General features: G+C 52.5%; 24 protein-coding genes, 1 pseudogene and 1 other annotated feature. Of the genes and pseudogenes, 13 read left to right on the top strand and 12 right to left on the bottom strand.

What is annotated here, in order from left to right; genetic code table 11:
• Positions 1–96: 96 nt before the first annotated feature.
• A complete protein-coding gene (gene dnaK / locus EPYR_RS03605; protein ID WP_012667051.1) occupies positions 97–2,010 on the bottom strand; it encodes a molecular chaperone DnaK in 1,914 nt (637 codons plus the stop codon).
• A gap of 601 nt (positions 2,011–2,611) precedes the next feature.
• Here dnaK and EPYR_RS03600 point away from each other — a divergent pair.
• Positions 2,612–3,763 carry an acyltransferase family protein gene (locus EPYR_RS03600; protein ID WP_012667050.1) on the top strand — a complete coding sequence of 384 codons (1,152 nt, stop codon included), beginning with the start codon at positions 2,612–2,614 and terminating at the stop codon, positions 3,761–3,763.
• A 343-nt stretch (positions 3,764–4,106) separates the two neighbouring features.
• On the opposite strand, the gene EPYR_RS03595 is transcribed toward EPYR_RS03600, so the two are convergent.
• The 3 genes from EPYR_RS03595 to tal form a co-directional block, all read right to left on the bottom strand.
• On the bottom strand, positions 4,107–4,574 hold the full coding sequence (locus EPYR_RS03595) for a hypothetical protein (protein ID WP_148217823.1): 468 nt from the start codon (positions 4,572–4,574) through the stop codon (positions 4,107–4,109).
• 140 nt (positions 4,575–4,714) lie between these two features.
• The gene (mog, locus tag EPYR_RS03590; RefSeq protein WP_012667048.1) at positions 4,715–5,302 is read right to left on the bottom strand and encodes a molybdopterin adenylyltransferase; all 588 of its coding nucleotides are present in this window, start codon (positions 5,300–5,302) and stop codon (positions 4,715–4,717) included.
• Positions 5,303–5,485: 183 nt separating this feature from the next.
• Entirely contained in the window at positions 5,486–6,439 is a 954-nt protein-coding gene (gene tal / locus EPYR_RS03585; protein ID WP_012667047.1) for a transaldolase, read from the bottom strand.
• A gap of 33 nt (positions 6,440–6,472) precedes the next feature.
• Between tal and EPYR_RS20715 the strand changes: the two genes are divergently transcribed.
• Together EPYR_RS20715 and yaaA are read left to right on the top strand one after the other, a co-directional pair.
• Entirely contained in the window at positions 6,473–6,619 is a 147-nt protein-coding gene (locus EPYR_RS20715; RefSeq protein ID WP_014538583.1) for a hypothetical protein, read from the top strand.
• An 88-nt stretch (positions 6,620–6,707) separates the two neighbouring features.
• The gene (gene yaaA / locus EPYR_RS03580) at positions 6,708–7,484 is read left to right on the top strand and encodes a peroxide stress protein YaaA (protein WP_012667046.1); all 777 of its coding nucleotides are present in this window, start codon (positions 6,708–6,710) and stop codon (positions 7,482–7,484) included.
• 63 nt (positions 7,485–7,547) lie between these two features.
• Here yaaA and thrC read toward each other — a convergent pair whose 3' ends face one another.
• From thrC to thrL, 4 genes are all read right to left on the bottom strand, one after another.
• Positions 7,548–8,834 (bottom strand): threonine synthase, encoded by a 1,287-nt coding sequence (thrC, locus tag EPYR_RS03575; RefSeq protein ID WP_012667045.1) that lies wholly within the window; start codon positions 8,832–8,834, stop codon positions 7,548–7,550.
• Between the two features lie 3 nt (positions 8,835–8,837).
• Positions 8,838–9,767, bottom strand: a complete 930-nt coding sequence (gene thrB / locus EPYR_RS03570; protein WP_012667044.1) for a homoserine kinase — start codon at positions 9,765–9,767, stop codon at positions 8,838–8,840.
• Between the two features lie 2 nt (positions 9,768–9,769).
• Positions 9,770–12,232: a bifunctional aspartate kinase/homoserine dehydrogenase I gene (gene thrA / locus EPYR_RS03565; RefSeq protein WP_012667043.1), complete on the bottom strand. Its 2,463-nt coding sequence runs from the start codon at positions 12,230–12,232 to the stop codon at positions 9,770–9,772.
• Between the two features lie 25 nt (positions 12,233–12,257).
• Positions 12,258–12,380 (bottom strand) — a sequence feature (Thr leader region).
• Positions 12,316–12,387, bottom strand: a complete 72-nt coding sequence (thrL, locus tag EPYR_RS21500) for a thr operon leader peptide (protein WP_071819565.1) — start codon at positions 12,385–12,387, stop codon at positions 12,316–12,318. (Overlaps the previous feature by 65 nt.)
• A gap of 254 nt (positions 12,388–12,641) precedes the next feature.
• Here thrL and EPYR_RS20585 point away from each other — a divergent pair, with 254 nt between their 5' ends.
• Both EPYR_RS20585 and arcA read left to right on the top strand, forming a co-directional pair.
• Positions 12,642–12,788 (top strand): hypothetical protein, encoded by a 147-nt coding sequence (locus EPYR_RS20585; protein ID WP_157861012.1) that lies wholly within the window; start codon positions 12,642–12,644, stop codon positions 12,786–12,788.
• 586 nt (positions 12,789–13,374) lie between these two features.
• Entirely contained in the window at positions 13,375–14,091 is a 717-nt protein-coding gene (gene arcA, locus EPYR_RS03560) for a two-component system response regulator ArcA (RefSeq protein ID WP_012667042.1), read from the top strand.
• 83 nt (positions 14,092–14,174) lie between these two features.
• On the opposite strand, the gene creA is transcribed toward arcA, so the two are convergent.
• Positions 14,175–14,648: a protein CreA gene (gene creA / locus EPYR_RS03555; protein ID WP_012667041.1), complete on the bottom strand. Its 474-nt coding sequence runs from the start codon at positions 14,646–14,648 to the stop codon at positions 14,175–14,177.
• A gap of 206 nt (positions 14,649–14,854) precedes the next feature.
• Here creA and robA point away from each other — a divergent pair, with 206 nt between their 5' ends.
• From robA to EPYR_RS20710, 3 genes are all read left to right on the top strand, one after another.
• Complete coding sequence (gene robA, locus EPYR_RS03550) at positions 14,855–15,739, top strand: MDR efflux pump AcrAB transcriptional activator RobA (protein WP_012667040.1); 885 nt, start codon at positions 14,855–14,857, stop codon at positions 15,737–15,739.
• A 105-nt stretch (positions 15,740–15,844) separates the two neighbouring features.
• Positions 15,845–16,090, top strand: a complete 246-nt coding sequence (locus EPYR_RS03545; RefSeq protein ID WP_012667039.1) for a type II toxin-antitoxin system Phd/YefM family antitoxin — start codon at positions 15,845–15,847, stop codon at positions 16,088–16,090.
• A 13-nt stretch (positions 16,091–16,103) separates the two neighbouring features.
• Positions 16,104–16,265 (top strand): hypothetical protein, encoded by a 162-nt coding sequence (locus tag EPYR_RS20710; RefSeq protein WP_167317652.1) that lies wholly within the window; start codon positions 16,104–16,106, stop codon positions 16,263–16,265.
• Between the two features lie 243 nt (positions 16,266–16,508).
• Here EPYR_RS20710 and gpmB read toward each other — a convergent pair whose 3' ends face one another.
• Positions 16,509–17,156 carry a 2,3-diphosphoglycerate-dependent phosphoglycerate mutase GpmB gene (gene gpmB, locus EPYR_RS03540; RefSeq protein ID WP_012667038.1) on the bottom strand — a complete coding sequence of 216 codons (648 nt, stop codon included), beginning with the start codon at positions 17,154–17,156 and terminating at the stop codon, positions 16,509–16,511.
• Between the two features lie 50 nt (positions 17,157–17,206).
• Between gpmB and yjjX the strand changes: the two genes are divergently transcribed.
• On the top strand, positions 17,207–17,755 hold the full coding sequence (gene yjjX / locus EPYR_RS03535; protein WP_012667037.1) for an inosine/xanthosine triphosphatase: 549 nt from the start codon (positions 17,207–17,209) through the stop codon (positions 17,753–17,755).
• On the opposite strand, the gene trpR is transcribed toward yjjX, so the two are convergent.
• Positions 17,741–18,073, bottom strand: a complete 333-nt coding sequence (gene trpR / locus EPYR_RS03530; RefSeq protein WP_014538579.1) for a trp operon repressor — start codon at positions 18,071–18,073, stop codon at positions 17,741–17,743. The two genes, yjjX and trpR, sit on opposite strands and share 15 nt — an antisense overlap.
• A gap of 86 nt (positions 18,074–18,159) precedes the next feature.
• Positions 18,160–20,082 carry a murein transglycosylase gene (gene sltY, locus EPYR_RS03525; RefSeq protein ID WP_014538578.1) on the bottom strand — a complete coding sequence of 641 codons (1,923 nt, stop codon included), beginning with the start codon at positions 20,080–20,082 and terminating at the stop codon, positions 18,160–18,162.
• A 445-nt stretch (positions 20,083–20,527) separates the two neighbouring features.
• Here sltY and EPYR_RS03520 point away from each other — a divergent pair.
• From EPYR_RS03520 to ettA, 4 genes and pseudogenes are all read left to right on the top strand, one after another.
• A pseudogene (locus EPYR_RS03520) lies at positions 20,528–20,824 on the top strand (DNA-binding transcriptional repressor DeoR); the annotation flags it as partial.
• Positions 20,825–21,016: 192 nt separating this feature from the next.
• Positions 21,017–21,385, top strand: a complete 369-nt coding sequence (locus EPYR_RS03515) for a hypothetical protein (RefSeq protein WP_014538574.1) — start codon at positions 21,017–21,019, stop codon at positions 21,383–21,385.
• Between the two features lie 239 nt (positions 21,386–21,624).
• Positions 21,625–22,710, top strand: coding sequence for a ParA family protein (locus EPYR_RS03510; RefSeq protein WP_012667034.1), 1,086 nt, complete (start codon positions 21,625–21,627; stop codon positions 22,708–22,710).
• 489 nt (positions 22,711–23,199) lie between these two features.
• Positions 23,200–24,867 (top strand): energy-dependent translational throttle protein EttA, encoded by a 1,668-nt coding sequence (gene ettA, locus EPYR_RS03505; protein ID WP_012667032.1) that lies wholly within the window; start codon positions 23,200–23,202, stop codon positions 24,865–24,867.
• Positions 24,868–24,898 lie beyond the last annotated feature (31 nt).

Here is a 24,898-nt window from a genome sequence, read left to right as displayed (position 1 = left end):
CCCTTAACATGCGTGCACGGGCGTGGATAACATCCTACGCCCGTGCTGGTTAATCCCGGCAGCCTGTGGTGCGCTACCGTGCCCGCTCAAGGGCGATTATTTTTTGCTGTCTTTCACTTCTTCAAATTCAGCGTCGACAACGTCTTCATCTTTTTTCGCACCTTCGGTGGCATCCGCTGCGCCGCCAGCGGCCTGCTGCTGCTGAGCGAACTCCATCAGCTTGCCGGAGACTTCCATCAGAGCCTGCATTTTGGCTTCGATTTCCGCTTTGTCTTCACCTTTCAGAGCCGTATTCAGATCGGTCAGAGCCGCTTCAATCGGGGCTTTGTCGTCTGCCGGCAGTTTATCGCCAGCTTCGTCAAGCTGCTTACGCGTGCTGTGAGCCACCTGGTCGCCCTGGTTACGCGTCTGTACCAGCTCTTCAAACTTGCGGTCAGACTCGGCGTTAGCTTCCGCATCACGCACCATTTTTTCGATTTCTTCGTCATTCAGACCGGACGAAGCCTTGATGGTGATCTTCTGCTCTTTACCGCTGTTTTTATCTTTAGCGGAAACGTGCAGGATACCATCAGCATCGATGTCGAAGGTCACTTCAATCTGTGGCATACCGCGTGGCGCGCCCTGGATACCATCAAGGTTAAACTGACCGAGAGATTTGTTATCCGCTGCGCGTTTACGTTCACCCTGCACTACGTGGATGGTCACCGCAGACTGGTTATCCTCCGCAGTAGAGAACACCTGGCTGTGCTTAGTTGGGATCGTGGTGTTTTTGGCAATCAGTGAAGTCATTACGCCGCCCATGGTTTCGATACCCAGCGACAGCGGGGTCACGTCCAGCAGCAGTACATCTTTCACTTCACCGGCCAGCACGCCGCCCTGAACCGCAGCACCCACGGCAACCGCTTCGTCCGGGTTGACGTCTTTACGTGGCTCTTTACCGAAGAACTCAGCCACTTTCGCCTGCACCATTGGCATACGCGTCTGGCCACCAACGAGGATCACATCGTTAATATCAGAAACGGACAGGCCGGCATCCTGTAGAGCAACTTTCAGCGGCTCAATAGAACGGGCTACCAGATCCTCAACCAGGGATTCCAGTTTTGCACGGGTGACTTTAATGTTCAGGTGCTTAGGACCGGTCGCATCCGCCGTGATGTACGGCAGGTTAACATCGGTCTGCTGCGCTGAAGACAGCTCGATTTTGGCTTTCTCTGCGGCTTCTTTCAAACGCTGCATGGCCAGCGGATCGTTATGCAGGTCAATGCCCTGGTCTTTCTTAAACTCGGCCACGAGGTAGTTGATCATACGGCTATCGAAGTCTTCACCGCCCAGATGGGTATCACCATTGGTTGCCAGCACTTCGAAGGTTTTCTCGCCGTCAACTTCATCGATTTCGATGATAGAGATATCGAAAGTACCACCGCCCAGGTCATATACCGCGATGGTGCGGTTGCCCTGGCCTTTGTCCAGACCGTAAGCCAGCGCGGCGGCGGTAGGTTCGTTTATGATACGTTTTACGTCCAGACCTGCGATACGGCCAGCGTCTTTGGTCGCCTGGCGTTGTGCATCGTTAAAGTAGGCCGGTACGGTGATAACCGCTTCGGTCACCGCTTCACCGAGATAATCTTCGGCGGTTTTCTTCATTTTTTTCAGCACTTCGGCTGAAATCTGTGGCGGAGCCACGCGCTGGCCTTTCACATCCAGCCAGGCATCGCCGTTGTCAGCGCCAACGATTTTGAATGGCATGATTTTGATATCACGCTGCACTTCTTCGTCCTGGAAACGACGGCCAATCAGGCGCTTAATCGCAAACAGGGTATTCTGCGGGTTGGTAACAGCCTGACGTTTAGCAGGCTGACCAACCAGCGTTTCACCATCCTGGGTGTAAGCGATAATAGAAGGCGTGGTACGATCGCCTTCTGCATTTTCCAGTACGCGCGCTTTGCCGCCATCCATAATGGCAACACAAGAGTTGGTTGTACCCAGGTCAATACCAATAATCTTACCCATCTAAACATCTCCCACTTAAAATTTGTATCAATCAGGTTATGAACCATTAGATGTGGGCATCTTTCACAGTTTCAACTGCTCGCCCTACGTTTTTTTCAGGTTCGTACTCTTGGATGCCAAATAAGATGGGGCCGGGTAACGCGGCATCAAGGGGCGGGGTAAAAAAATTTTCACTTTACAGCAAAATAATTTGCAACCGGGCTAAACGCCTCCCCGTGTAACCCGGCACGGGTACAACAAATTTACCGAGCTATGCCAAGCCGGGCTGTCATTGTCATCCCCGAGCTATCGGCCTGCCAGGCCACGCTGTCGTCCTACCCGGTCGACGTCAATTTAGCCATCGGCTCGAAAGCCGTCGGGGTTCCCCCATGTGGCTCAGGCGATAACCTATGGCAGGAGAGCACGTCAGCTAAGTCTCTTTATCTGTCATTAATATACCATCCTGGCCGGAGATCGATTTCTCATCCCTTTTTTATCAAATCACTGTTTTAAGGATTATCTTATAAACAACCCTTAAGAAGCATAAATGATGTCAAGCCAATATCAGTTCCTTTATTGTATGCATATTATGAAATGTTAACAGGTACATGTGGGGTACGAAATGACGGCATCACAAGGCTGGTCAAAAGAGCTGGAAGGGCTGAGAGGCATAGCCTCTTTGTGGGTTTTGCTGGGGCATATTAGTTTGTTGGTCAATTTCCATATAAAACTCATCTCTTCGCCTGGGATCGGTGTCGATCTGTTCATTCTTCTTTCTGGCTATCTGATGGCAAAGAATTATATAGAACGTAAGGACAGAGAACCTTGGAATAAAGCCGAAACAATAAGAAAATTCTGGATTCGCCGCTTTTTCCGCATCGCTCCGCTTTATTATACATTATTAGTTTTCGCTATCTGCTTTGGCCCCTGGCTTGGTGAAATGCGCGACATTATCTCTCAGTATTCCCCCGGTTCTGCTACTGAAGCGTCGCGATATTCAGACCAGTCCCTGTCTAATATTATGACTCACGTCACCTTTATTTTTGGCCTCTTACCTGAATATGGGTTTAACACTGCGCTTCCCGACTGGAGCATTGGTCTGGAGATGCAGTTCTATCTGCTATTTCCCTTTATTATGCTGTTAGCCGGCCGTTTCGGCTATGCCCGCAGCCTGCTGGCCATCATGTTGCTGTGCATCATTGGGAAGTTCGTTTTCCGCGACTATTATGAAGCGTTTAAAATGCCCTCGTTGATATTAATCAAACTTAATATCTTCCTTTCCGGCATGCTGCTGGCTGAAGCCGTGCGTAGAAAATCCATGCTGTATATTTTACTTGCCCTTGCAGGCCCGGCTGCCAGCGTATTTATTGCCGCTGAAGTGATGAAGCTACAAATAGTGATGGAAGTCCTGATGATATTATTTATGGCGCTCATTCTTTGGCAGCATTCTAAAGGCAGTAAAATGGAATCACTCATTGTCTGGCCACGGAAAGTGCTTAATAATCGTTTTAGTGCCTGGCTGGGCGATGTGTCTTATTCGGTGTATTTGCTTCATCTGCTGATCGTTATTCCGGCAATCGCCCTGCTGCTTACGCACTGGAACTTAAATGAACACAGCCCTATGATACGTTTCTCCATCGTTGCTGCTGTTGTTATCCCGCCCATTTATCTGTTATCTACCGTGCTTTATCATTTCATTGAGAAAAGTGGAATTCGTCTCGGAAAATCTATTCTGTCCACACGATATCCCCAGGTCGAGACATCTAAAACCTGACGGCTAATAAACGTCTCGCAGCAGACAGGTAATATAAAGTACTGCTCCGCTGAACAGCCCCAAACACGTTAAGGGACTGTTCAGCTTGGTGGTTTTTTGGGTCTTCACCGATGGTGGTAGCCAAGGCATTATGATGGCAGGCTTGATTTTCTGAGGGCACTGCCATGCACGAAAAGTGTGAGTATCCCCCTGCTGACCAGTGCCACCCGAACGTTAGGTAAACGACTTTATGGGATCCTGAATGCCATGAAGCACCGGGTATCAAACGGCAACGCAGACTTATTAAACAGTAAAATATGACTGCTGCGGAACATATCGAGGGGATAACGGAACAAAGAACGCTTCAAAGCGGCAGTGATGTTCCATTACGGTAAATGAAATTGTCCTCTGAGCGCTGAACATATCCGTTTGATTCAAATGAAAATGCACATGCTTTAATGTTAGCAATGCTTGATAGTTTTTGGGCTAGAATATGCGGGGAGGCGGGTAAAGATAATGACTCGTCAGGCTCTAAGACTTCAGGGCTGCCGAGTAGAAACACGGTTTTTCCCTGAGGCTGGTACTCTTGGTTTATACGGACCTGCATTCCTTTGTTGTAGCCTTCAATATCAGTATCTGGAATATTCTGTGGAACATGAAGATTATTTAAGATAACGCATTGCGCAAAAATTTTTGGCTTTAACATGTCTGTTGAGACGTTTTCAACTGAAGATACCGAGGCTACGAACGTGGGCTTGCCCTCTACATTAGCACAGTTTACATGTTTAACAACTGCGGTCTCTATCCTATTAAGATTATGAATTGCAAGCATGTTTTCCTCCATGACATGATCACAAATATAATCCAATTTAGGGATACTCAAGAATCTTTGAGATCTCAACATACACGAATTTCACCACACTCCGTGAAGGCCCTTTTTTATAGGATGAGAACGTGATTCAGGCTGAACCTTCAGCTATTTGTCTCGCGACGAGCGCTTTTCGGGCGAAATGCATTAACCACCTGCGGGTCGGTCTCAATGTAAGGCCCTTCCAGCAGCTGGATGCAGTAAGGCACGCTGGCAAATATCCCCGCCACCTGACTGTTGCCCTCTCCATCCTTCAGACCTTCCAGCGTCTCTTTGATCGACTTTGGCTGCCCCGGCAGATTAATTACCAGCGACTGTTTACGTATCACCGCCACCTGGCGTGACAGAATCGCCGTAGGGACGAAGTTCAGGCTGATTTGCCGCATTTGCTCACCGAAACCGGGCATTTCACGGTCGGCAACGGCCAGCGTGGCATCCGGGGTCACATCGCGCCGCGCCGGGCCGGTGCCGCCGGTCGTCAATACCAAATGACAGAACCGCTCATCGACCAGTTCGCAGATCGCCTGCTCAATCATCGGCTGCTCGTCGGGCACCAGACGTTTTTCGATTTCAAATGGCGAGATTAGCGCCTGCTCCAGCCACTCTTCCAGCAGCGGCAAGCCGCGATCCTGGTAAATGCCATTGGCGGCCCGATCGGACACGGAAATCAGTCCTATGCGTAATTTGTTCATATGCGCTTCGCTGTGTATAAAAGGGAATAGGAGAAAGGATAAACCATAGTAAAGCAGGATGTATAGCGGGCAACAGACCGGCATCGGGTCGTATGGTGAGCCAGTCCCCGGTCACTGACATACATAAGTGACCGGGTTAAACACCAGCGAACTATGCCGCTGGTGCGTCAAGGGTGACGGATATCAGAGTAAATCAGCAATCATCTTATCCAGTTTGCCCTGGTCGATAGCAAAGTTACGGATGCCTTCAGCCAGTTTCTGTACCGCCATCGGGTCCTGGTTATGCTGCCACAGGAATTCAGACTCGGTCATTTTCGCCGGGCGCGCCTTCACTTCACCGCTGTAAGAAAGCTTACGCTCAATGCTGCCTTCCGTTTCAGCCAACTCTTTCAGCAGAGCCGGGGAGATTGTCAGACGGTCACAGCCGGCCAGTTCGATAATCTCAGCTACATTACGGAAGCTGGCACCCATCACCACGGTCTCGTAGCCGTGCTGCTTGTAGTACTGGTAGATTTCGCTAACGGAAATCACGCCGGGATCTTCATTGCCGGCGTACTCTTTTTTATCGGTGTTGGCTTTGTACCAGTCAAGGATGCGGCCGACAAATGGCGAGATCAGGAAAACGCCCGCTTCAGCACAGGCGCGTGCCTGAGCAAAGGAGAACAGCAGCGTCAGATTACAGTTGATGCCTTCTTTTTCCAGCTGCTCAGCGGCACGAATGCCCTGCCAGGTGGAAGCCAGCTTGATCAGGATTCGGTCGTTGCTGATGCCGGCATCGTTATACAGTTTGATCAGGCTACGCGCTTTGGCGATGCTGCCCTCGGTGTCGTAAGACAGACGCGCATCAACTTCCGTTGAGATACGGCCAGGAACCAGTTTCAGGATCTCCAGACCGATGTTGACGGCCAGACGGTCAGCGGCGTAAGACACCTGCTCATCTTTGTTGCTGCTCTGGTCGCGCGCCCACGCCACGGAGGCGTCAATCAGCTTACGGTATTCAGGGATCTGTGCTGCGCTCAGGATCAGAGAGGGGTTAGTGGTGGCATCCTGAGGCTTATAGAGTTTCATCGCCGCAATGTCGCCGGTATCAGCAACAACGGTAGTGACTTGACGCAAGGAGGATAATTTGTCCGTCATGAATGTCATTCTCATCAAGGTTGATATGTCGGGGTGTTGAAAATCTCTGCTCTGGATGATAACACGCGCGCCCGGCCATGCAAGCTGCGCCGCTTAGGCAAACAAGGCGGCGGGATTTGCCGCACCGATAGCCGCTTCCTGTGGTATGCGGCGGCTAAAGTCGGCCACCGATGGCAGTGATTAGTCACTCTCTGGCGCTTTTTTGTTACAGTAGCCGCTGGCGAATTCTCTGCATCATAAGCGCTTAAATAATAAAAAGGACGCGAGCATGTTAATGGTGATATCCCCGGCCAAAACGCTGGATTTTACAAGCCCGTTGGCAACCGAACGCTTCACTCAACCGGGACTACTGGCAGAGTCACAAAAACTGATTAACGAGGCGCGCAAACTCTCCCCGGCAAATATCGCTTCCCTGATGCATATCAGCGATAAGCTGGCCGTGCTCAATGCCGAACGTTTTAACGACTGGCAGCCGGACTTCACGCCGGATAATGCACGCCAGGCGATCCTCGCGTTTAAAGGCGATGTGTATACCGGTTTACAGGCAGAAAACTTCAGCGAGGATGATTTCACTTTCGCCCAGCAGCATCTGCGCATGCTGTCCGGTCTGTACGGGCTGCTGCGCCCGCTTGATTTGATGCAGGCTTATCGTCTGGAGATGGGGATTAAGCTGGCAAACCCGGCGGGCAAAGATCTCTACAGCTTCTGGGGTGATAAGCTGACCACCGCCCTGAATGAGGCGCTGACACAACAGGGTGATAACCTGCTGATTAACCTCGCCTCCGATGAATACTTCAGGTCGGTTAAGCCGAAGCTGCTCAAGGCGGATATCATCAAACCGGTGTTTCTTGATGAGAAAAACGGCAACTTTAAGGTTATCAGCTTCTACGCTAAAAAAGCGCGTGGCCTGATGTGCCGCTATATCATCCAGAACCGGCTAACGGAAGTGGAACAGCTTAAAAAGTTTGACGCTGACGGCTATGCCTTTGATGGCGATTCCAGCAGCGATAACGAGCTGGTATTTAAGCGGCGGGAAATGGCATAACGTAAAGAGTTTGCACTGAAACAGCAGGGCTGCCACTTTGCAGCGGCCAGCCCTGACGGCAGATTACTTCTTCAGCAGGAACGCACGCAGGTCGGCAAATTCCGCTTTCATGCGGTGAGACAGCAACGGCAGCTCGGCACGCTCGGCCAGTGCATCCGGCAGCGGCAGGGTGCGTTGCAGGATCTCTTCCACGCTCTCTTTAAATTTCGCCGGGTGCGCGGTGCAGAGGAACAGACCAAACTCCCCTTCCTGTAATCCCTCATGCAGCAGGCGCCAGGCGATAGCCGCATGTGGCTCGGAAAGGTAACCGAGATCGGCCAGCTCACGCATGGCCGCTTTGGTGGTCTCATCGTCGACCGCACCATAGCCGAGATCCGTTAAGCGCCAGGTTTTACGCCGGAACAGCTCTTCAACGCGCGGCCAGTTGTTCGGCTGGCTGACGTCCATCGCGTTTGACAGCGTGGCCACGGTGGCGTTGGGCGTCCACTCGCCGTTGGCCAGGAAGCGCGGTACGGTGTCATTGGCGTTGGTGGCAGCGATAAAACGCTTCACCGGCAGGCCGAGAGACTTCGCCAGCAGGCCAGCCGTCAGGTCGCCAAAGTTACCGCTCGGCACCGAAATCACCAGCTGATTACGTTTTTCCTGCGGCAGCTGCGCCACGGCTTCAAAGTAGTAGCAGATCTGCGCCAGCAGGCGGCTGATATTAATCGAGTTCGCCGAATTCAGGCCAATGGCCTTTTTCAGCGCTTCATCGTCAAACGCCTGTTTAACCAGCGACTGGCAAACATCGAAATCGCCGTCAATGGCGATGGTCTCGATATTGCCACCGAGGGTACAGAACAGTTTTTCCTGTAGCGGGCTGATCTTGCCCTGTGGATAAAGGATCACCACGCGCACGTTTTCCATGCCGTAGAAAGCATGAGCAACGGCGGCTCCGGTATCGCCTGAAGTCGCAGTCAGAATAGTGATCTGCTCGTCCGCATCGCTGACATAAGAGAGCATCTGCGCCATAAAGCGGCCGCCAAAGTCTTTAAACGCCAGCGTCGGGCCGTGGAACAGCTCCAGCGCGGCGATATTATCAGTGACTTCCACCACCGGTGCCGGGAAGGTAAACGCCGTTTTCAAACGCTCATTCAGCTGATGCGGAGGAATTTCATCACCGATAAACGCCGAAAGAATTTTACTGCTACGGGTCACGAAATCCATTTCCAGCATGTCATCAATTTCAGTCAGTTCAAACTCAGGTAACTCCAGAGGAAAGAACAGGCCCTGCTGTTTGCCCAGCCCCTGCTTCACCGCCTGGGCGAAGCTCACCTGCTCGTTGTGATCCTTAAGATTATACAGTTTCATACGTTATCCCAGTTTACGTGCGCCTGCCGTGTCTAAACGGCAGATATGAACGAAGCCTTCATCATTTTGCAGATAGTTCTGGCTGAGCCAGTCTGCCATACGTTTTGCGGTATCCGGCTGATTACAGACGGCAAACAGCGTCGGCCCGGAGCCAGAGATACCGCAGCCCAGCGCGCCAATATCAGTGGCTGCCTGGCGAGCCTGTGCAAAGCCCGGTAACAGTTTGGTGCGATAAGGTTCAGCAATCACATCCTGCATCAGCTTCGCGGCCAGCAGCGGCTGCTGCGTATGACAGGCGTGAATAAAGCCGCCGAGATAGCGACCGTGGCGAATAATATCTTCTTTGCGGTACTGTGCGGGCAGGATGGCACGCGCTTGTGCCGTCGAAACCTTGATACCCGGATAGGCCATAACCCACAGCCAGTCATCAAAGCCCGGCACCGGCTGGCTGATAATGCCGTTCTCTTCCAGCATCAGCTGCATACCGCCGAGAAAACAGGGTGCCACGTTGTCAAAGTGAACGCTGCCGGAGACGCGCCCTTCCAGCTCGCCCATTAATACCAGCAGCTCGTTATCATTCAATGGTTTATTGCAAAATTCGTTCATCGCCATCAGCCCGGCAACCACCGAACAGGCGCTGGAGCCAAGGCCGGAGCCAATCGGCATATTTTTTTCCAGCGTGATAGCGACCGGAACCTGCTGGCCAATGGCGCTACAGAAACGATCCCAGCACTGGTAAACAATGTTGTCTTTCGGATCGGCAGGTAGCTTACTGACAAAACGACCTTCATTGCGCAGACTGAACTCTGCGGCGGCTTCCACGCTGACACAGTCGCCCAGCAGGGTGCCATCAACCGGCGACACCGCAGCCCCGAGCACGTCGAAACCGACGCTGACATTGCCAATTGAGGCAGGGGCATAAATTTTAACCATGATTAAACTCCCAACTTCCACGACAGAGTACGTAACAGATCGGCAAACACGCCCGCCGCAGTGACATCATTACCGGCACCGTAACCACGCAGCACCAGAGGGATAGGCTGGTAATAACGGCTGTAGAACGCCAGCGCATTTTCACCATTTTTGACTTTATACAGCGGATCGTTACCGTCAACGGCAGCGATTTTAACCCTACACGCCCCGTCTTCCTCAATCGCACCAACAAAACGTAACACTTTACCCGCGTCACGGGCACTGGACACCTGAGCGGCAAAGCCATCGTCCAGCTCCGGCAAACGCGCCATAAACTCGTCAACGTCGGCAATGGCGGTAAGCTCTGGCGGCAGCACCGCTTCAATGTCAATATCGCTCAGCTCCAGCTGATAACCGGCTTCACGCGCGAGGATCAATAGCTTACGCGCCACGTCCATACCGGACAGATCGTCTCGCGGATCCGGCTCGGTGAAGCCCATTTCACGCGCCATTTGGGTAGCATCAGACAGCGAAACGCCTTCATCCAGCTTGCCGAAAATAAACGACAGGGAGCCGGAAAGGATACCGGAGAAACTGATCAGCTCATCCCCTGCATTCAGCAGGTTTTGCAGGTTCTCGATAACCGGCAGACCGGCACCGACGTTGGTATCGTACAGGAATTTGCGGCGCGATTTTGCCGCTGCCGCACGCAACTGCTGGTAGTAATTGTACGATGAAGTATTGGCCTTTTTGTTCGGCGTCACCACATGAAAACCGTCGGCGAGGAAATCGGCGTACCGATCCGCCACCTGCTGGTTGGAAGTACAGTCGACAATCACCGGATTGAGCAGGTGATACTCTTGCACCAGGTGATTCAGGCGGCCGAGGTCAAACGGTTTCTGCGCGGACTTAAGCTGTTCCTGCCAGTTATCCAGCGGAATACCGTGAACGTTAGTCAGCAGCGCTCGCGAGTTGGCAATGCCACAGACGCGCAGATCGATATGCTTATTTTTCAACCATTTTTGCTGGCGATGCAGCTGGTCGATCAACGCGGCACCCACGCCGCCAACGCCGATCACGAAGACTTCTATCACCTGGTCGGTGGCAAACAGCATCTGATGAACCACGCGCACGCCGGTAATCGCCTGAGAGTTATCTACCACCACCGAGATGGAACGCTCGGACGAGCCTTGAGCGATTGCAACGATATTGATATTGGCCCGCGCCAGGGCTGAAAAGAACTTGGCGGAGATGCCGCGCAGCGTGCGCATACCGTCACCCACCACTGAAATTACCGCCAGCTGTTCCATCACATCCAGAGGTTCCAACAGGCCGTTTTTCAGTTCCAGATAGAACTCTTCTTCCAGCACCCGGCGCGCACGCGGCAAATCGCTCTGCGATACACAGAAGCTGATGCTGTATTCAGAGGAGGATTGGGTGATCAGCACCACTGAAACCCCACTGCGTGACATGGCGGCAAAAACGCGTGCCGCCATGCCGACCATGCCCTTCATCCCCGGGCCGGAGACGTTGAACATCGCCATATTGTTGAGGTTAGTGATGCCTTTAACCGGGTTGTCATCATCGCTGCCGTTACCGCCTATCAGGGTGCCGGGTGCCTGCGGATTGCCGGTATTTTTGATCAGGCAGGGGATCTGAAACTGGGCGATAGGGGCGATAGTGCGTGGGTGAAGAACTTTAGCACCGAAATAGGAAAGCTCCATCGCTTCCTGATAGGACATCGACTTCAGCAGCCGTGCATCCGGTACCTGACGCGGGTCACAGGTGTACACGCCGTCAACATCGGTCCAGATTTCGCAACAGTCGGCACGCAGACAGGCAGCCAGCACCGCCGCAGAGTAATCAGAGCCGTTGCGTCCCAGCACCACCAGCTCCCCACGCTCATTACCGGCGGTGAAGCCGGCCATCAGCACCATATCATCGGGCGGGATCTGTCGTGCAGCAATGCGGCGGGTGGACTCGGCAATATCAACGGTCGATTCCAGATAATGACCGATGGCCAACAGCTGTTCGACCGGGTTTATAACGCTAACCCCGTGGCCGCGCGCCTGCAACACACCTTCCATAATGGCGATAGAGAGCTTTTCACCCCGGCAGATAATGGCCGCATTGACGCTGTCCGGGCACTGCCCCAGCAGCGCAATACCATGCAGCACCTGTTTGAGCTGGACAAATTCCTGGTCCACCACCGCTTTCAGACGGTCATAAGCAAATCCCGGCTGGGCGTCGGTCAGCCCCTGCAACAGCCCGGCGAAAATACGCTCGGCATCGCTGATATTCGCTGAGGCATCCTGGCCGCTAATGGTTTTCTCAATCATCGCCACCAGATGGTTGGTAATTTTTGCTGGCGCGGACAACACGGTAGCAACCTGTCCCTGTTGTGCATTGCTTTCCAAAATGTCAGCCACACGCAGAAAACGTTCCGCATTGGCTACCGAGGTTCCACCGAATTTCAGCACTCGCATGTTTAAACTCTCCTGAATTTTGCCGAAAAAAAANGCCCGCACTGGTCAGGTGCGGGCTTTTTTTTNGATTTATCCTGTATGCGTCAGCCCGCACCGTTACCTGTGGTAAGGGTGGTGGTAATAATGATTGTGATAATCAGGCTGTCATTACGCATTTGAAATTTATAGTTTGTCTGTAAAATCTGTCGGCCTTCAGAAGTAAAGCAAAGTCCCGGCTAAGTCAATTTTTTTATCAAACAGGGCCAGAAGTAGCAACAACGATGGCAGGCTATATTTTGCCATCCGGCCAATTTGTTGTGTTACTTTTCTGTAATAAAGCCGTAAAAATAGCTAATTCTCACTTATTTATCAGAATTTCTATCTGTCCATTTTTTCTATGCCATGTCGCAAGCGGCGCAGAGGGAAACGCATGGCCACCTTACCTGAACAACATAACGCCGCTTATCTTGCCACGATGCTCATCGGCATGAAAACGGCGAGCGCTGGCAACCTGAGTACCGGCTTCATCTGTCAACGCAAACCCGCTCAATCGGATGACACGTCTGGTTTTAGTTAGGTCTTAAGCAAAAGAAGCCTTATTGATAAATAAAACCTATCCTATCAATCAGTTAAACTTCATTAAAAAGCAATGTAAAATGTGGGTTAACGAACAATGTTCACGCGTTAATATTTTTCCATGTTTGTCAGCTAAACCAGCCTCTTGGTAAGCATTTTTCACTAAAGTGTTAACGTGCTACAATTAGTTTGATGCAAGTCAATCAGACGTTAATTTACCGCATCACGATTGTAATTGTACCTGCTGTGTGGCCGTTAAAGCAGTTAGCATAAGACCGTTAAGACACTTCCGCTATGGGCTGGATCTGTCTTGATCGCTGCGCGACCCCCATATCGCCGCTGCAACGGCAAGTCCCGGCATCATCTGGCGCTAACCCGGATCTGTTACCTGGATAAACGGACGCAAAAAGCAACGCTGTGACCTCCAAATTGGACGCCAGGCTGTTGTGGAAGGTACAGGGACGCCGTACCAATAACATAATTCTGTACTGCTGTTGTTATTTTCTGGCTTTTAACACCAGGCCCTTGCCAGGGCAACAGCCGTATGTCCTGTTTCGATTTTGTTGGCAATTTTAGGTAGCGAACACATGCAGACCCCGCACATACTTATCGTTGAAGACGAATTAGTCACTCGTAACACGCTCAAAAGTATTTTTGAAGCCGAAGGCTACATGGTTTATGAAGCTACGGATGGCGCTGAAATGCACCGGATTTTGACCGAGAACGACGTCAATCTGGTGATCATGGACATCAACCTGCCAGGCAAAAATGGCCTGTTGCTGGCGCGTGAACTGCGTGAGCAGGCAAACGTCGCCCTGATGTTCTTGACAGGCCGTGATAACGAAGTCGACAAAATTCTCGGGCTGGAAATTGGTGCTGATGACTATATCACCAAGCCGTTTAACCCACGCGAGCTTACCATCCGTGCACGCAACCTGCTTTCGCGCACCATGAACCTGGCTGCGGTCAGCGAAGAGCGAAAGCTGGTGGAAAGCTATCGCTTTAACGACTGGGAACTGGATATTAACAGCCGTTCGCTGGTCAGCCCGCAGGGCGAACAGTTCAAATTGCCCCGCAGCGAATTTCGCGCCATGCTGCATTTCTGTGAGAATCCGGGCAAGATCCAGACCCGTGCTGACCTGTTAAAGAAAATGACCGGTCGTGAGCTGAAGCCACATGATCGTACCGTTGATGTGACCATTCGTCGCATCCGTAAACACTTTGAATCTACCCCTGATACGCCGGAAATCATCGCCACAATTCACGGCGAAGGTTACCGTTTCTGTGGCGAACTACAGGACTAAATATGTCGGGACGGACGCCTTTTACCGGTTCGTCCCATCGTTTTCATTTTCCCACAGTCTTAAAGCCGGGCTATCCCGCCAGGTTATTTACTCCACGGCATAATCGGCACGGCGCTAAGCGCATTTTTTGGTGAACCATCCACTACCTTATCAGAATAACTGAGGTAAATCAGGGCATTGCGATTCTTATCATAGAAGCGCACGACCTGTAGTTTCTTAAACACCAGCGAGGTACGCTGACGGAACACCACATCCCCTTCTGCTTTACCTTGGGCAATCTTGTCGCTAAGTTCCACCGGGCCAACCTGCTGGCAGGAGATGGCAGCATCCGCTGTATCTTCCGCCAGGCCCAGCCCCCCTTTGATACCACCGGTTTTCGCCCGGCTGAGATAGCAGGTGACATTCTTCACGTCCGGGTCATCGAAGGCTTCAACCACAATCTTGTGGTCAGGACCAAGTATCTTGAATACGGTATCTACCGAGCCAACCTGCTCCGCCTGCAACACCGTTGAGAATAGCAAAGTTGAAGTGACTACTAACACTTTTTGAATTGTCATGACGTTACCATTTCAATGAAAATAGATGACATTGTAAGATACCCCATAAATAAAGCTCGGTTAAATACTTTTAACACATCGTGGCTGATGGCGGTGGACAGCGCGTTTTTTCGCAAAAAAACGTGATATTTTGCTTTGACAATAAGTGCTAGTATTCATTGTCTTTGCTCTTATTGCATCAAAACCGAGTCACATGAGGACGATATATGGACCAAGCCGGTATCATTCGAGATTTGCTTGTCTGGCTGGAGAGCCACCTTGATCAACCGTTATCACTTGATAACGTCGCAGCAAAGGCAGGCTACTCAAAATGGCATTTACAAAGAATGTTTAAAGACGTCACCGGTCATGCCATTGGCGCGTATATTCGCGCCCGTCGCCTGTCTAAAGCAGCCGTGGCTTTACGTTTGACCAGCCGCCCTATCCTGGACATCGCGCTGCAGTACCGTTTTGATTCGCAACAAACCTTCACCCGCGCCTTTAAAAAACAGTTTTCCCAAACGCCCGCCTGGTATCGACGCTCATCCGACTGGATTGCGTTTGGCCTGCGCCCGCCGATCCGCTTTGGCAACTATGTAATGCCGGAGCCGGCCTGGATTACTTTGCCAGAAACCGTACTGGTTGGATCGGCCCAAAGCTATAGCTGTGCGCTGGAACAGATTTCCACTTTCCGCGATGAAATGCGCCTGCAGTTCTGGCGTCAGTTTTTGACCGAAACGGACACGGTTCCACCGATACTGTACGGCCTGCACGAGGCACGCCCCAGCAATGAGAAAGATGATGAGCAGGAGATCTTCTATACCACTGCGGTGTTATCTGACCAAATGTCCAGCCAGTTGCACGCCACGCACAGGGTGCTGCTGGAAGCTGGTGACTATGTGCAGTTTACCTATAAAGGGCCACGCAGCGGGCTGCAAGAATTTGTTTTGCAAGTCTACGGTACCTGCATGCCAACATTAAAACTCACCCGGCGTAAGGGGCAGGATATCGAGCGCTTCTATACCCATGGCGGTAAAAAGCGCCCTGAGCCTCCGACCGATATTCACTGCGAGTATTTAATCCCTATCCGGCGTCAGCCAGAAGCTGGCTGACAGCCCCACCTGACAGTGTAAGCACAGGCGCTCTTTCCACGGCTGTACTGAAATAGGTACGAATGAGTCAAATCGTACCTGTTTAATCAATATAAGGCGATCCTCATGTATAGCTTCGCGGCCAGCGAGGCCAAAATTCAGTTTGGTGATGTGCTCGTCAAAGCGCAGCGCGAACCGGTTGTTATCACCAGGAACGGTAAACGCTCTGTGGTCGTCGTTTCCGCTGAGGATTACGCAGGAATGGAAGCGATGAAAATGGCTTGCCTGCGCGAAATAGTTGATGAAGCAGACAACGACATCAAGGACGGTAATCTGGTGGATGGCTCTGAGCATTTCAGCAAACTGCGGTAAAAGCGTGTCATCCATGACGTATAAGTTAACCCGCCCGGCAATACGCCATATGAATAAAATATCCCTTGATACGCAAAACGAGCGAGACCCTGATAAGGAAGAAGAGTACATGCGTCAGCTGCAAACCAGCATGGAGATATCGGGGGAAGAATCCACATCTGGGAACGCCGCGTGATGATGTTCGCCCAGGACCGCGCGCCTTCCTCAGCGGACGCCACAAAATTGACTTTCGCCGGGCGACGCACGGGGTAGATATCACTGCCGTGCGACATCAAAGCCAGGATCCTAAAAAGCACCTTTAATCATCAAAATAATGATGCCGCATATCACTCCAACTCACTGTTAATTCAATCATACCGCATCACTTACCACCACAGTCAGTGTGCCGATATGCGCTGCCCTTTCTGTTGTACAACAGTCAGCGCTGCAGCTCGTCGAGCGCCGTATCATCAAGATGAGCAACATCACCCGCCGTTTCCACCACCCAGCCAGAGGCCAGCCACGGGCTTTGCTGATGGTCGACGCGGGAAATTGAGCAATTGCGCAAACGCAAACGGCGTTCGGCATTGGCCGGCAGGCCGAGGATGGTACTTAACAGCACGCCCAGCGCCATGCCGTGGCTGACAATCAGCGGGAGGCTGCCTTCTGGCAGCGACAGGCAGGCATCCAGCGCCTGACGCATACGCTGAGCCATTTCGCTCATCGACTCGCCCTGGGGGATACGGCCGTTTTCCGTACCGTCCACCAGCGCTTTACGCCAGCTCTCTTCTTGCGCACTCAGTGAGTCCAGCTCACGCTGCTCCAGCACGCCCATATTCAGCTCGCGCAGACGAGGGTCGACGACCACTGAGCAGCCGCAAGCATCGGCAATTATCTCGGCGGTACGGCGGGTACGGCCCAGATCGCTGGCGATCACATGGGTAATGCCGAGGTTTTTCACCCGCAGCCCCACCTGATAAGCCTGCTGCTCTCCTTTCTCAGTCAGCGCGCTGTCTGACTGCCCCTGAATGCGACGCGCCGCATTCCATAGCGTTTCTCCGTGGCGAACAAGATAGACCTGTAACATGCATTTTTCCGTTATACTGCGACAAATTCGCGTAGAGGGTTCAAACAATTATGTACCACGTTGTCGCTGCTACCATCAATCCAGCCAAAATTAAGGCAATTTCTCAGGCGTTCAGCGATATCTTCGGAGCAGGATCCTGCCATATTGAGGGTGTCGAGGTCGACAGCGGCGTTGCTGCGCAGCCAATTTCCAACACGGAAACGAGAACTGGCGCACGTCAGCGCGTCATGAACGCGCGCCAGGTCAGACCGGAAGCTGACTTTTGGGTGGCGATCGAAGCCGGTATTGAAGATGATACTGCCTTCGCGTGGATGGTGGTGGAAAATCAAAAACTGCGCGGCGAGTCGCGTTCTGCCAGCTTTACACTGCCCGCCATCGTGATGAAAGGCATCCATCAGGGGCGCGAACTGGGTGATGAGATGGCACGCCTGACCGGCATTGATAATATCAAGCACAAAGGCGGCGCTATCGGCGCTTTTACCGCTGGTCACCTGACGCGCTCAAGCGTATACCATCAGGCACTGATCCTCGCGCTCTGCCCTTTCCATAACGACATCTATCAGCGCAAGGCAGATGATGAGGATTCAGGCCTTATCTGAATCCGTTAACAGCTGCGCCTCCAGCCAGGCTTTCAACGCCGGGGGCGCGCTTTTAAGGCTGTTAGAACCGCGTGTGATGGTCGCTATCCCCGCCCCGAGTTCAATCTTCAGTTCGCGCTGGCTCATTTCACCGCACATAAGCTCTTCGACAATGCGCAGTCGCGTACCCAGTGCCTCACGCTCATCCGGGGTCAGCATCAGTTGCAGCAACGGCAGCTGTAGATCGCTCTGGCATGCACGCTGCAACAGTGTGACAAAGCGTAGCCAGTCTTTATCTGGCGCATCGGCGGTAACGGGAACGGATGAGTAGTCGGTCATAATGGTGAGCTGCCATACTATTTAACTAGTACAACAGCATACCATCATAACCTGCTGACTTGAAGCCGCCAGCAGGCGGCGGCCAATCAGTAGCGTTGCTGCCATTCATTATCGGCAAAAAGCTTATCCGACTGGTTCAGGAAGTGGCGGTAATAGGCATCGTAGGCCAGCACGTTTTTCACATAGCCCCGGGTTTCAGAGAACGGAATGGTTTCGATAAAGGCCACTACGTCCAGTTTCCCCGCGCTGTTGCCCTGCCAGGTGCGCACCCGGGACGGCCCGGCGTTATACGCCGCCGAGGCAAAGATACGGTTCTCACCGAACTGCTGATAGACCGACTCCAGGTACTGCGTGCCAATCTGAATGTTGGTTTCTGCATCCAGCAGCTGGCTGCTGTTGCTGTAACCCGGCATATTAAATTTGCTGACGGTATGCTGGGCGGTGGCTGGCATCACCTGCATCAGTCCGGAGGCTCCGACCGGCGAGCGCGCTTTCGGATTCCAGGCGCTCTCCTGGCGGGCAATCGCCATCGCGTAGCTGACCGGTGTCGCCTTGCCGCTGATATAGCGCGTGAACTGCGGCTGCCACGCCAGCGGGAAGCGCTCCTGCAGGCTGTTCCACAGTTTGCCGGTAATCGTGGCCTGCACGCTCAAGTCCCACCAGTTTTGTGACAGGGCGTAGCTGGCCAACATCTGCTGCTGGGCAGTGGTACGGCTGGAGATCAGATAGCTCCACTCGCTGCGCGCCAGGTTATCCATGCCCCAGTACATCAGTTCACGCACGCGGGCAATTTCCGTGCCTTGCGTCAGGCTGCCGTCTGGCGCCGGAGCTTTATCCACCTGCAACGGGTAATCCACGCCCAGCTTTTGAGCCGCCACCATCGGATAGAAACCGCGCTGTTGCATCAGCTTGCGCAGGATGCTATCGGCTTCTTCTTTGCGCCCCTGCTCAAGCAGCAGATCGGCCTGCCAGTACTGCCACTCATCTTTCTCTTTGGCTTCAACCGGCAGGCGGGCAATCCAGGTATTCATGCCGTGGCGGTCATTGTTGCCTAACGCCATGCGTACCCGCCGCTCAACCAGCGTGGTGGAGTCGCTGCGCATCACCACATCATCGCGCCAGCGCGCCTGCTCGCTGGTGATATCATTGCTCATCAGACGCCAGGCCACCGCCTCTTTCAGCGCCTGCGTCTGCTGCTCGTCCAGTTTTTGCAGTTGTACCAGGCGCGGTATCAGCTGCCGCGCCTGCTCCGCATCGCTGCGCGCCAGGCTGGCAAACGCAATCGTGCTGGCCTGGCGGGTAAAGTCAGTCGGCCCGACCGTGGCGGCAAACGACGCCACCGTCTGCGGATTATTTTGCAGAGCCAGTACCGCATTAGCAATGGTCTGGTAATCCTCGGGAAGCTGCTTCGCAAGGGCGTTGACCAGGCTGGTGTTACCGGCTTTCATCGCCAGGCGAATGCGCTCAAGGGTGGTGATCGGATTTTGCTGCCCTGCCTGCTGCCAGGCGCTGAACAGTTTGTCACAGGCGGCAGGTAGTGTACTCCCCGTCAGCCAGATGTCTTTAGCCCCTCCCCAGGCAACCTGAGGTTGCCCGGTGGACCATTTTGCATAGTACCAGTTACAGCGCGCGGCGACCGGCTTAGGCGGCTGTGGGCTGAACACCAACAGCCCGCGCCAGTCTTCACGCGCCGCCAGCTGGTTAACAAAGCGCGCGGGAAGCGAAGCCACCGGCGGCAGCGTCGGGTAGCGTTTGATAAACGCATTCACCGCCAGCCCGGTTTCCTGGTCAAGGTTTTGCGCCAGCTGGCGATACTCAAGATAGGGATACAACGGGTAATCACGCAGCGAGGGCATCAGCTGATTCACGGTGTCCATCTGTTTGTTATCCCACGCCTGCTTAATTTGCAGATAGCGGGAACGCTGTTCATCGAGTGAGTCTGCCCGCACGCTGCCGGCGACCACCGTTAAACAGGCCGCTGCTATCCACCACTGCCACTTGTCTGCCATGACTTTCTTCACGTTACCGCCTCGTTTTGCCCTGAACCACTGAATGAACTTCCATTATGCTAACCAGGAGCGGCCCTTCCTGCCATGAGCACAACAAATATTTACTGTATCTGCGCATTTACCTACCTGTCGTTGCTCAGGCAGCACGTAACGGTTGTGCAATATGCCAACCGTCATTTCAAAATGGGTTAACGATAGCCAGATAAGAAATGGCGAAACCTTTGCTCTGTTGCATCTCATCTTGTATACCGGACGGAATTCATCCTATGGCTTTGATCACCGGGTTTACGTTATAGGGCTGGCGGCATGATTATCAGCAGCATCCCCGGCTGGAGCCGCTGCTGGCTGGCTTGCAACAGACCCAGCCTCGCTACCGCTATTTAGCGCTCCTTTTTGCGGTAAAAAGACAATATTAATATCGCCGGCTGGCCGGATAGCGCCAGAGTTTACGGCGCTGTCGCAGCCGTCGCTGATGGACAGCCTGTGCCCGGACATAGCCTTTATCTTTGCCGCCGGGGTTAGCCGACGTCAGGGAGCCAGTTGCTATAACCTCAACGAGCTGCCGCTCAAGCATCTGGCGCTACAGCGCTCACGGCAGAAATTTTTGGTCGCCGACAGCAGCAAGTTTGGCCAGGTGCTGCCGGCACGCATTGCCGGCCTTAGCGCTTTTGATCTGCTGATTAGCGATGCGCAACCGCCTGAAGAACTGCCGATTGCGGTAACCGCACCACGCTACGAATGAAATCTGATGAAACTACGCATCTTTATTATGATGCTGCTCGCAGCGATCCATTCTGAGACCTGACAGCCTGCCGGAAAGTTTTGTAGACTCGTCTCTAAGCTCAGAAAGCGACCTGCCTCAGCACGAGCTGGCTGAAAAACGACAGAAAATCATTAACAGACGGGAAGCTTTTTCACTTAAATCAAGGAAAAGATGATGAACAGACTAAAACTATCTGAAATGCCTGGCGGATCACAAGAATCACGGCCTGGACAAGAGGAGGGTTACGGTGAATTAGCAGGCTATGGTATTGGCGGCGGCAGGGATGATGAAATCGATATTAAAGTGTCTCAACTTGCAACCGATGTCGATTATATCAGGCATGATGCTGCTGAAATTAAATCAGATGTTAAGGCAATGGATTCCAGACTCATTAAAATTGAAACCGGCATCAGTGCGGTTAAATCCGCGCTTAAATCTTCCGCCGCCGTTGTCAGTATCGGGTTTGCACTCTGCGCCTGTGTATTCGGCAGCTATGTTTTAAAGATACTTGATGCCCTTAATGGCCTGGTGCTCAGGTAATCTTCTACCAGGCCATTGCTTCCCGGCACGATATGACAAACAACATATCAGCCGCCTGGATGGTCGCGCCCTCAGCCACAGGCTCCCCAAAAACCAAAAAAAACCTGCACAGTGGTTTTCACCGATGGATTCGCGAAACGTCGCAGGTAATTGCTTTTATCGAAGGTGAATAATCATTTTCCTATAAAACTCAAGATCTTTTAAAAAAATTCAGAGAACAGAATTTTTGGAGTATGATAATGGACGACATGACATCTTCAGATACAATTGAGCAAATACAAATGGCTGAAATAAATAAAAAATATTTAGTTTGGAACAATAAAGGTGGCGTTGGTAAGACCTTTCTGACCTACAATCTCGCCATTGAGTATGCCATCATACATCCGCATGAAGACGTTGTTGTGATTGACGCCTGCCCACAGTCCAACGTATCTGAAATAATTTTAGGCGGAAATGGTGTTGGCGAGGAGAACTTAAACGCGCTTCGTGACAGAAATACCACCATTGCCGGATATATCAAAGAAAGATTCAGCAACTCGCCGTTAAGTCGCATGGGAAACGAGTCAACTTACTTTGTCAAAGCCGATTCAGTGAATGCAAAAATGCCTGATAACTTATATCTGCTCCCTGGAGATGTGGATCTGGATATTTGCTCAAGATTAATTTCTCACATTGGGTCTTCGCCAGTAAAAGAAGCGTGGAAAAAAAGCCGCTCTTTGCTGATCGATCTGATCGCTTCTTTTGAAGCAGACAAAAGCATTCCGGACAGGCCAAAAACCTTTTTCATTGACTGCAATCCGAGTTTTGCCAGCTATACGGAGCTTGGCGTTGTTGCCTCAAACAGAATTATTATCCCTTGTACAGCTGACGCTGCATCGATTCGCGGCATAAAAAACCTTGTAAAACTGATATTTGGCGTTTCCATTGATAATTCAGAACAGGATGAGATGTTCCTTGATTTCAACAAAGAAGCGAAGCAAAACAAGATAGAGTTACCGAAACTTCATCTATTCGTTCAAAACAGATCCCGCACAAATGAAAGCGATGCGGCTAAAGCGTTCAAATCACACGCTGAAGAAATTCGCAGGATTACAGATGATCTGCTAAAAAGTCATGCAAATCTTTTTACTCCGGATGCTCTTGCAGAAAGAGTGAAGAATGTTAAAGATGGCAACACCTTAGCAGCGATTATAAATCATGAAGGCTGCCCGTTGAGCAAGCTCCAACACAAAAGCTATACCATATATGGCATGGCCACACAGGCTAATAAGGCACAAATTACTTCGCTCGAATCAGATGTGATCCAGGTTGTTGAGAACCTGTAAAACCTATATTCATCACCCGGTCACCACGCCGGGTTCTTGTTCCTGGCCACACATCAACATCATCCTCCCATTCAGAAAACGCAGTGCTGCTTCGCGAATTACTCACCATCGCAAATATCATCCCAGCCCCGTCAGCAAGGAAATTCCGCCCCCTTCCCTGCCATAAAATAATCTATCCGCAATGACAACATTATGCCGGTTTTACCTGCGGGGATTCATTCGCATCGGGTAGTCGACGATTGCTATACTATTCGCTCAGTCAGCAACAGCTGGGATAACGCGCGAAAAAACGCTAAAATTCGCAGCGTAATGTCTGGCCTTTGCGCCACATCTTTGCGTGCTGGCGTTTATCAGCCGCAGCTGGCGCGGAATTTATTGCGACGCAAATGGGGCATCACCAGCCAGCTCTTGAAACACCCGGCCTGGAAAAATGCCCCATAAGAAGGTCAGGCAACCTCAGCAACCCGTTAACCAGAGGCTCAAACTAACGTGGCTCAATTCGTTTATAGCATGCACCGCGTGGGCAAAGTCGTCCCGCCGAAGCGTCATATTTTAAAGAACATCTCCCTCAGCTTCTTCCCAGGAGCCAAAATCGGCGTTCTGGGTCTGAACGGTGCGGGTAAATCCACCCTGCTGCGCATTATGGCCGGTATCGATAAAGATATCGAAGGGGAAGCCCGCCCACAGCCGGGAATTAAAATCGGCTACCTGCCACAGGAACCCCAGCTGAATCTGGAACACACCGTGCGCGAATCGGTGGAAGAAGCGGTTGCTGAAGTGGTTGGCGCGCTGAAGCGCCTTGATGAAGTGTACGCCCTGTACGCGGCAGAAGATGCTGACTTCGACAAGCTGGCGAAGGAGCAAGGCGTGCTGGAAGAGATTATCCAGGCGCACGATGGCCATAACCTCAATACTCAGCTGGAGCGTGCTGCCGATGCGCTACGTCTGCCGGACTGGGATGCGAAGATCGCCAATCTGTCCGGGGGTGAGCGCCGTCGCGTAGCCCTGTGTCGTCTGCTGCTGGAAAAGCCGGACATGCTGCTGCTCGACGAACCGACCAACCACCTGGATGCAGAATCCGTGGCCTGGCTGGAGCGCTTCCTGCACGACTTCGAAGGCACCGTAGTGGCGATTACCCACGACCGTTACTTCCTTGATAACGTCGCCGGCTGGATTCTGGAGCTGGATCGCGGCGAGGGTATTCCGTGGGAAGGGAACTACTCTTCGTGGCTGGAGCAGAAAGATGCACGTCTGGCGCAGGAAGCCTCTTCCGAAGCCGCTCGTCGTAAATCAATAGAGAAAGAGCTGGAGTGGGTGCGCCAGGGGGCAAAAGGCCGTCAGTCAAAAGGCAAAGCCCGTCTGGCGCGCTTTGAAGAGCTGAATAACACCGACTACCAGAAGCGTAACGAAACCAACGAACTGTTTATCCCACCGGGCGCGCGCCTGGGTGATAAAGTGCTGGAAGTCAGCAATCTGCGTAAATCCTACGGCGACCGACTGCTGATTGACGATCTCACCTTCTCAGTACCTAAGGGCGCGATTGTTGGCATCATCGGCCCGAACGGCGCGGGTAAATCCACCCTGTTCCGCATGATGTCCGGCCAGGAACAGCCTGATTCCGGCAGCATCGTACTGGGAGATACCGTTAAGCTGGCGTCGGTCGATCAGTTCCGCGACACCATGGATAACAGCAAAACCGTATGGGAAGAGGTCTCCGGCGGTCAGGACATCATGCGCATCGGCAATACCGAAATGCCGAGCCGTGCCTACGTAGGTCGCTTTAACTTTAAAGGGGTCGACCAGGGCAAGCGCGTGGGCGAACTGTCCGGCGGCGAGCGCGGTCGTCTGCACCTGGCCAAGCTGCTGCAGGTGGGTGGCAACGTGCTGCTGCTGGATGAACCGACCAACGACCTTGATATCGAAACCCTGCGCGCGCTGGAAAATGCCCTGCTGGAGTTCCCAGGCTGCGCGATGGTCATCTCGCATGACCGCTGGTTCCTTGACCGCATTGCCACCCATATTCTGGATTACCAGGATGAGGGCAAGATCGCGTTCTTCGAAGGTAACTTCACCGAATACGAAGAGTACAAGAAGCGCACCCTGGGCGCGGATGCGCTGGAGCCGAAGCGCATCAAGTACAAACGTATGATCAAGTAATGCCAGCAGCGGCCTTCTGAAGGTCGCTATG

It is taken from the genome of Erwinia pyrifoliae DSM 12163 (genome assembly GCF_000026985.1).
Taxonomy (GTDB): Bacteria; Pseudomonadota; Gammaproteobacteria; order Enterobacterales; family Enterobacteriaceae; genus Erwinia; species Erwinia pyrifoliae.
This window is presented reverse-complemented; position numbering and strand designations above follow the sequence as displayed.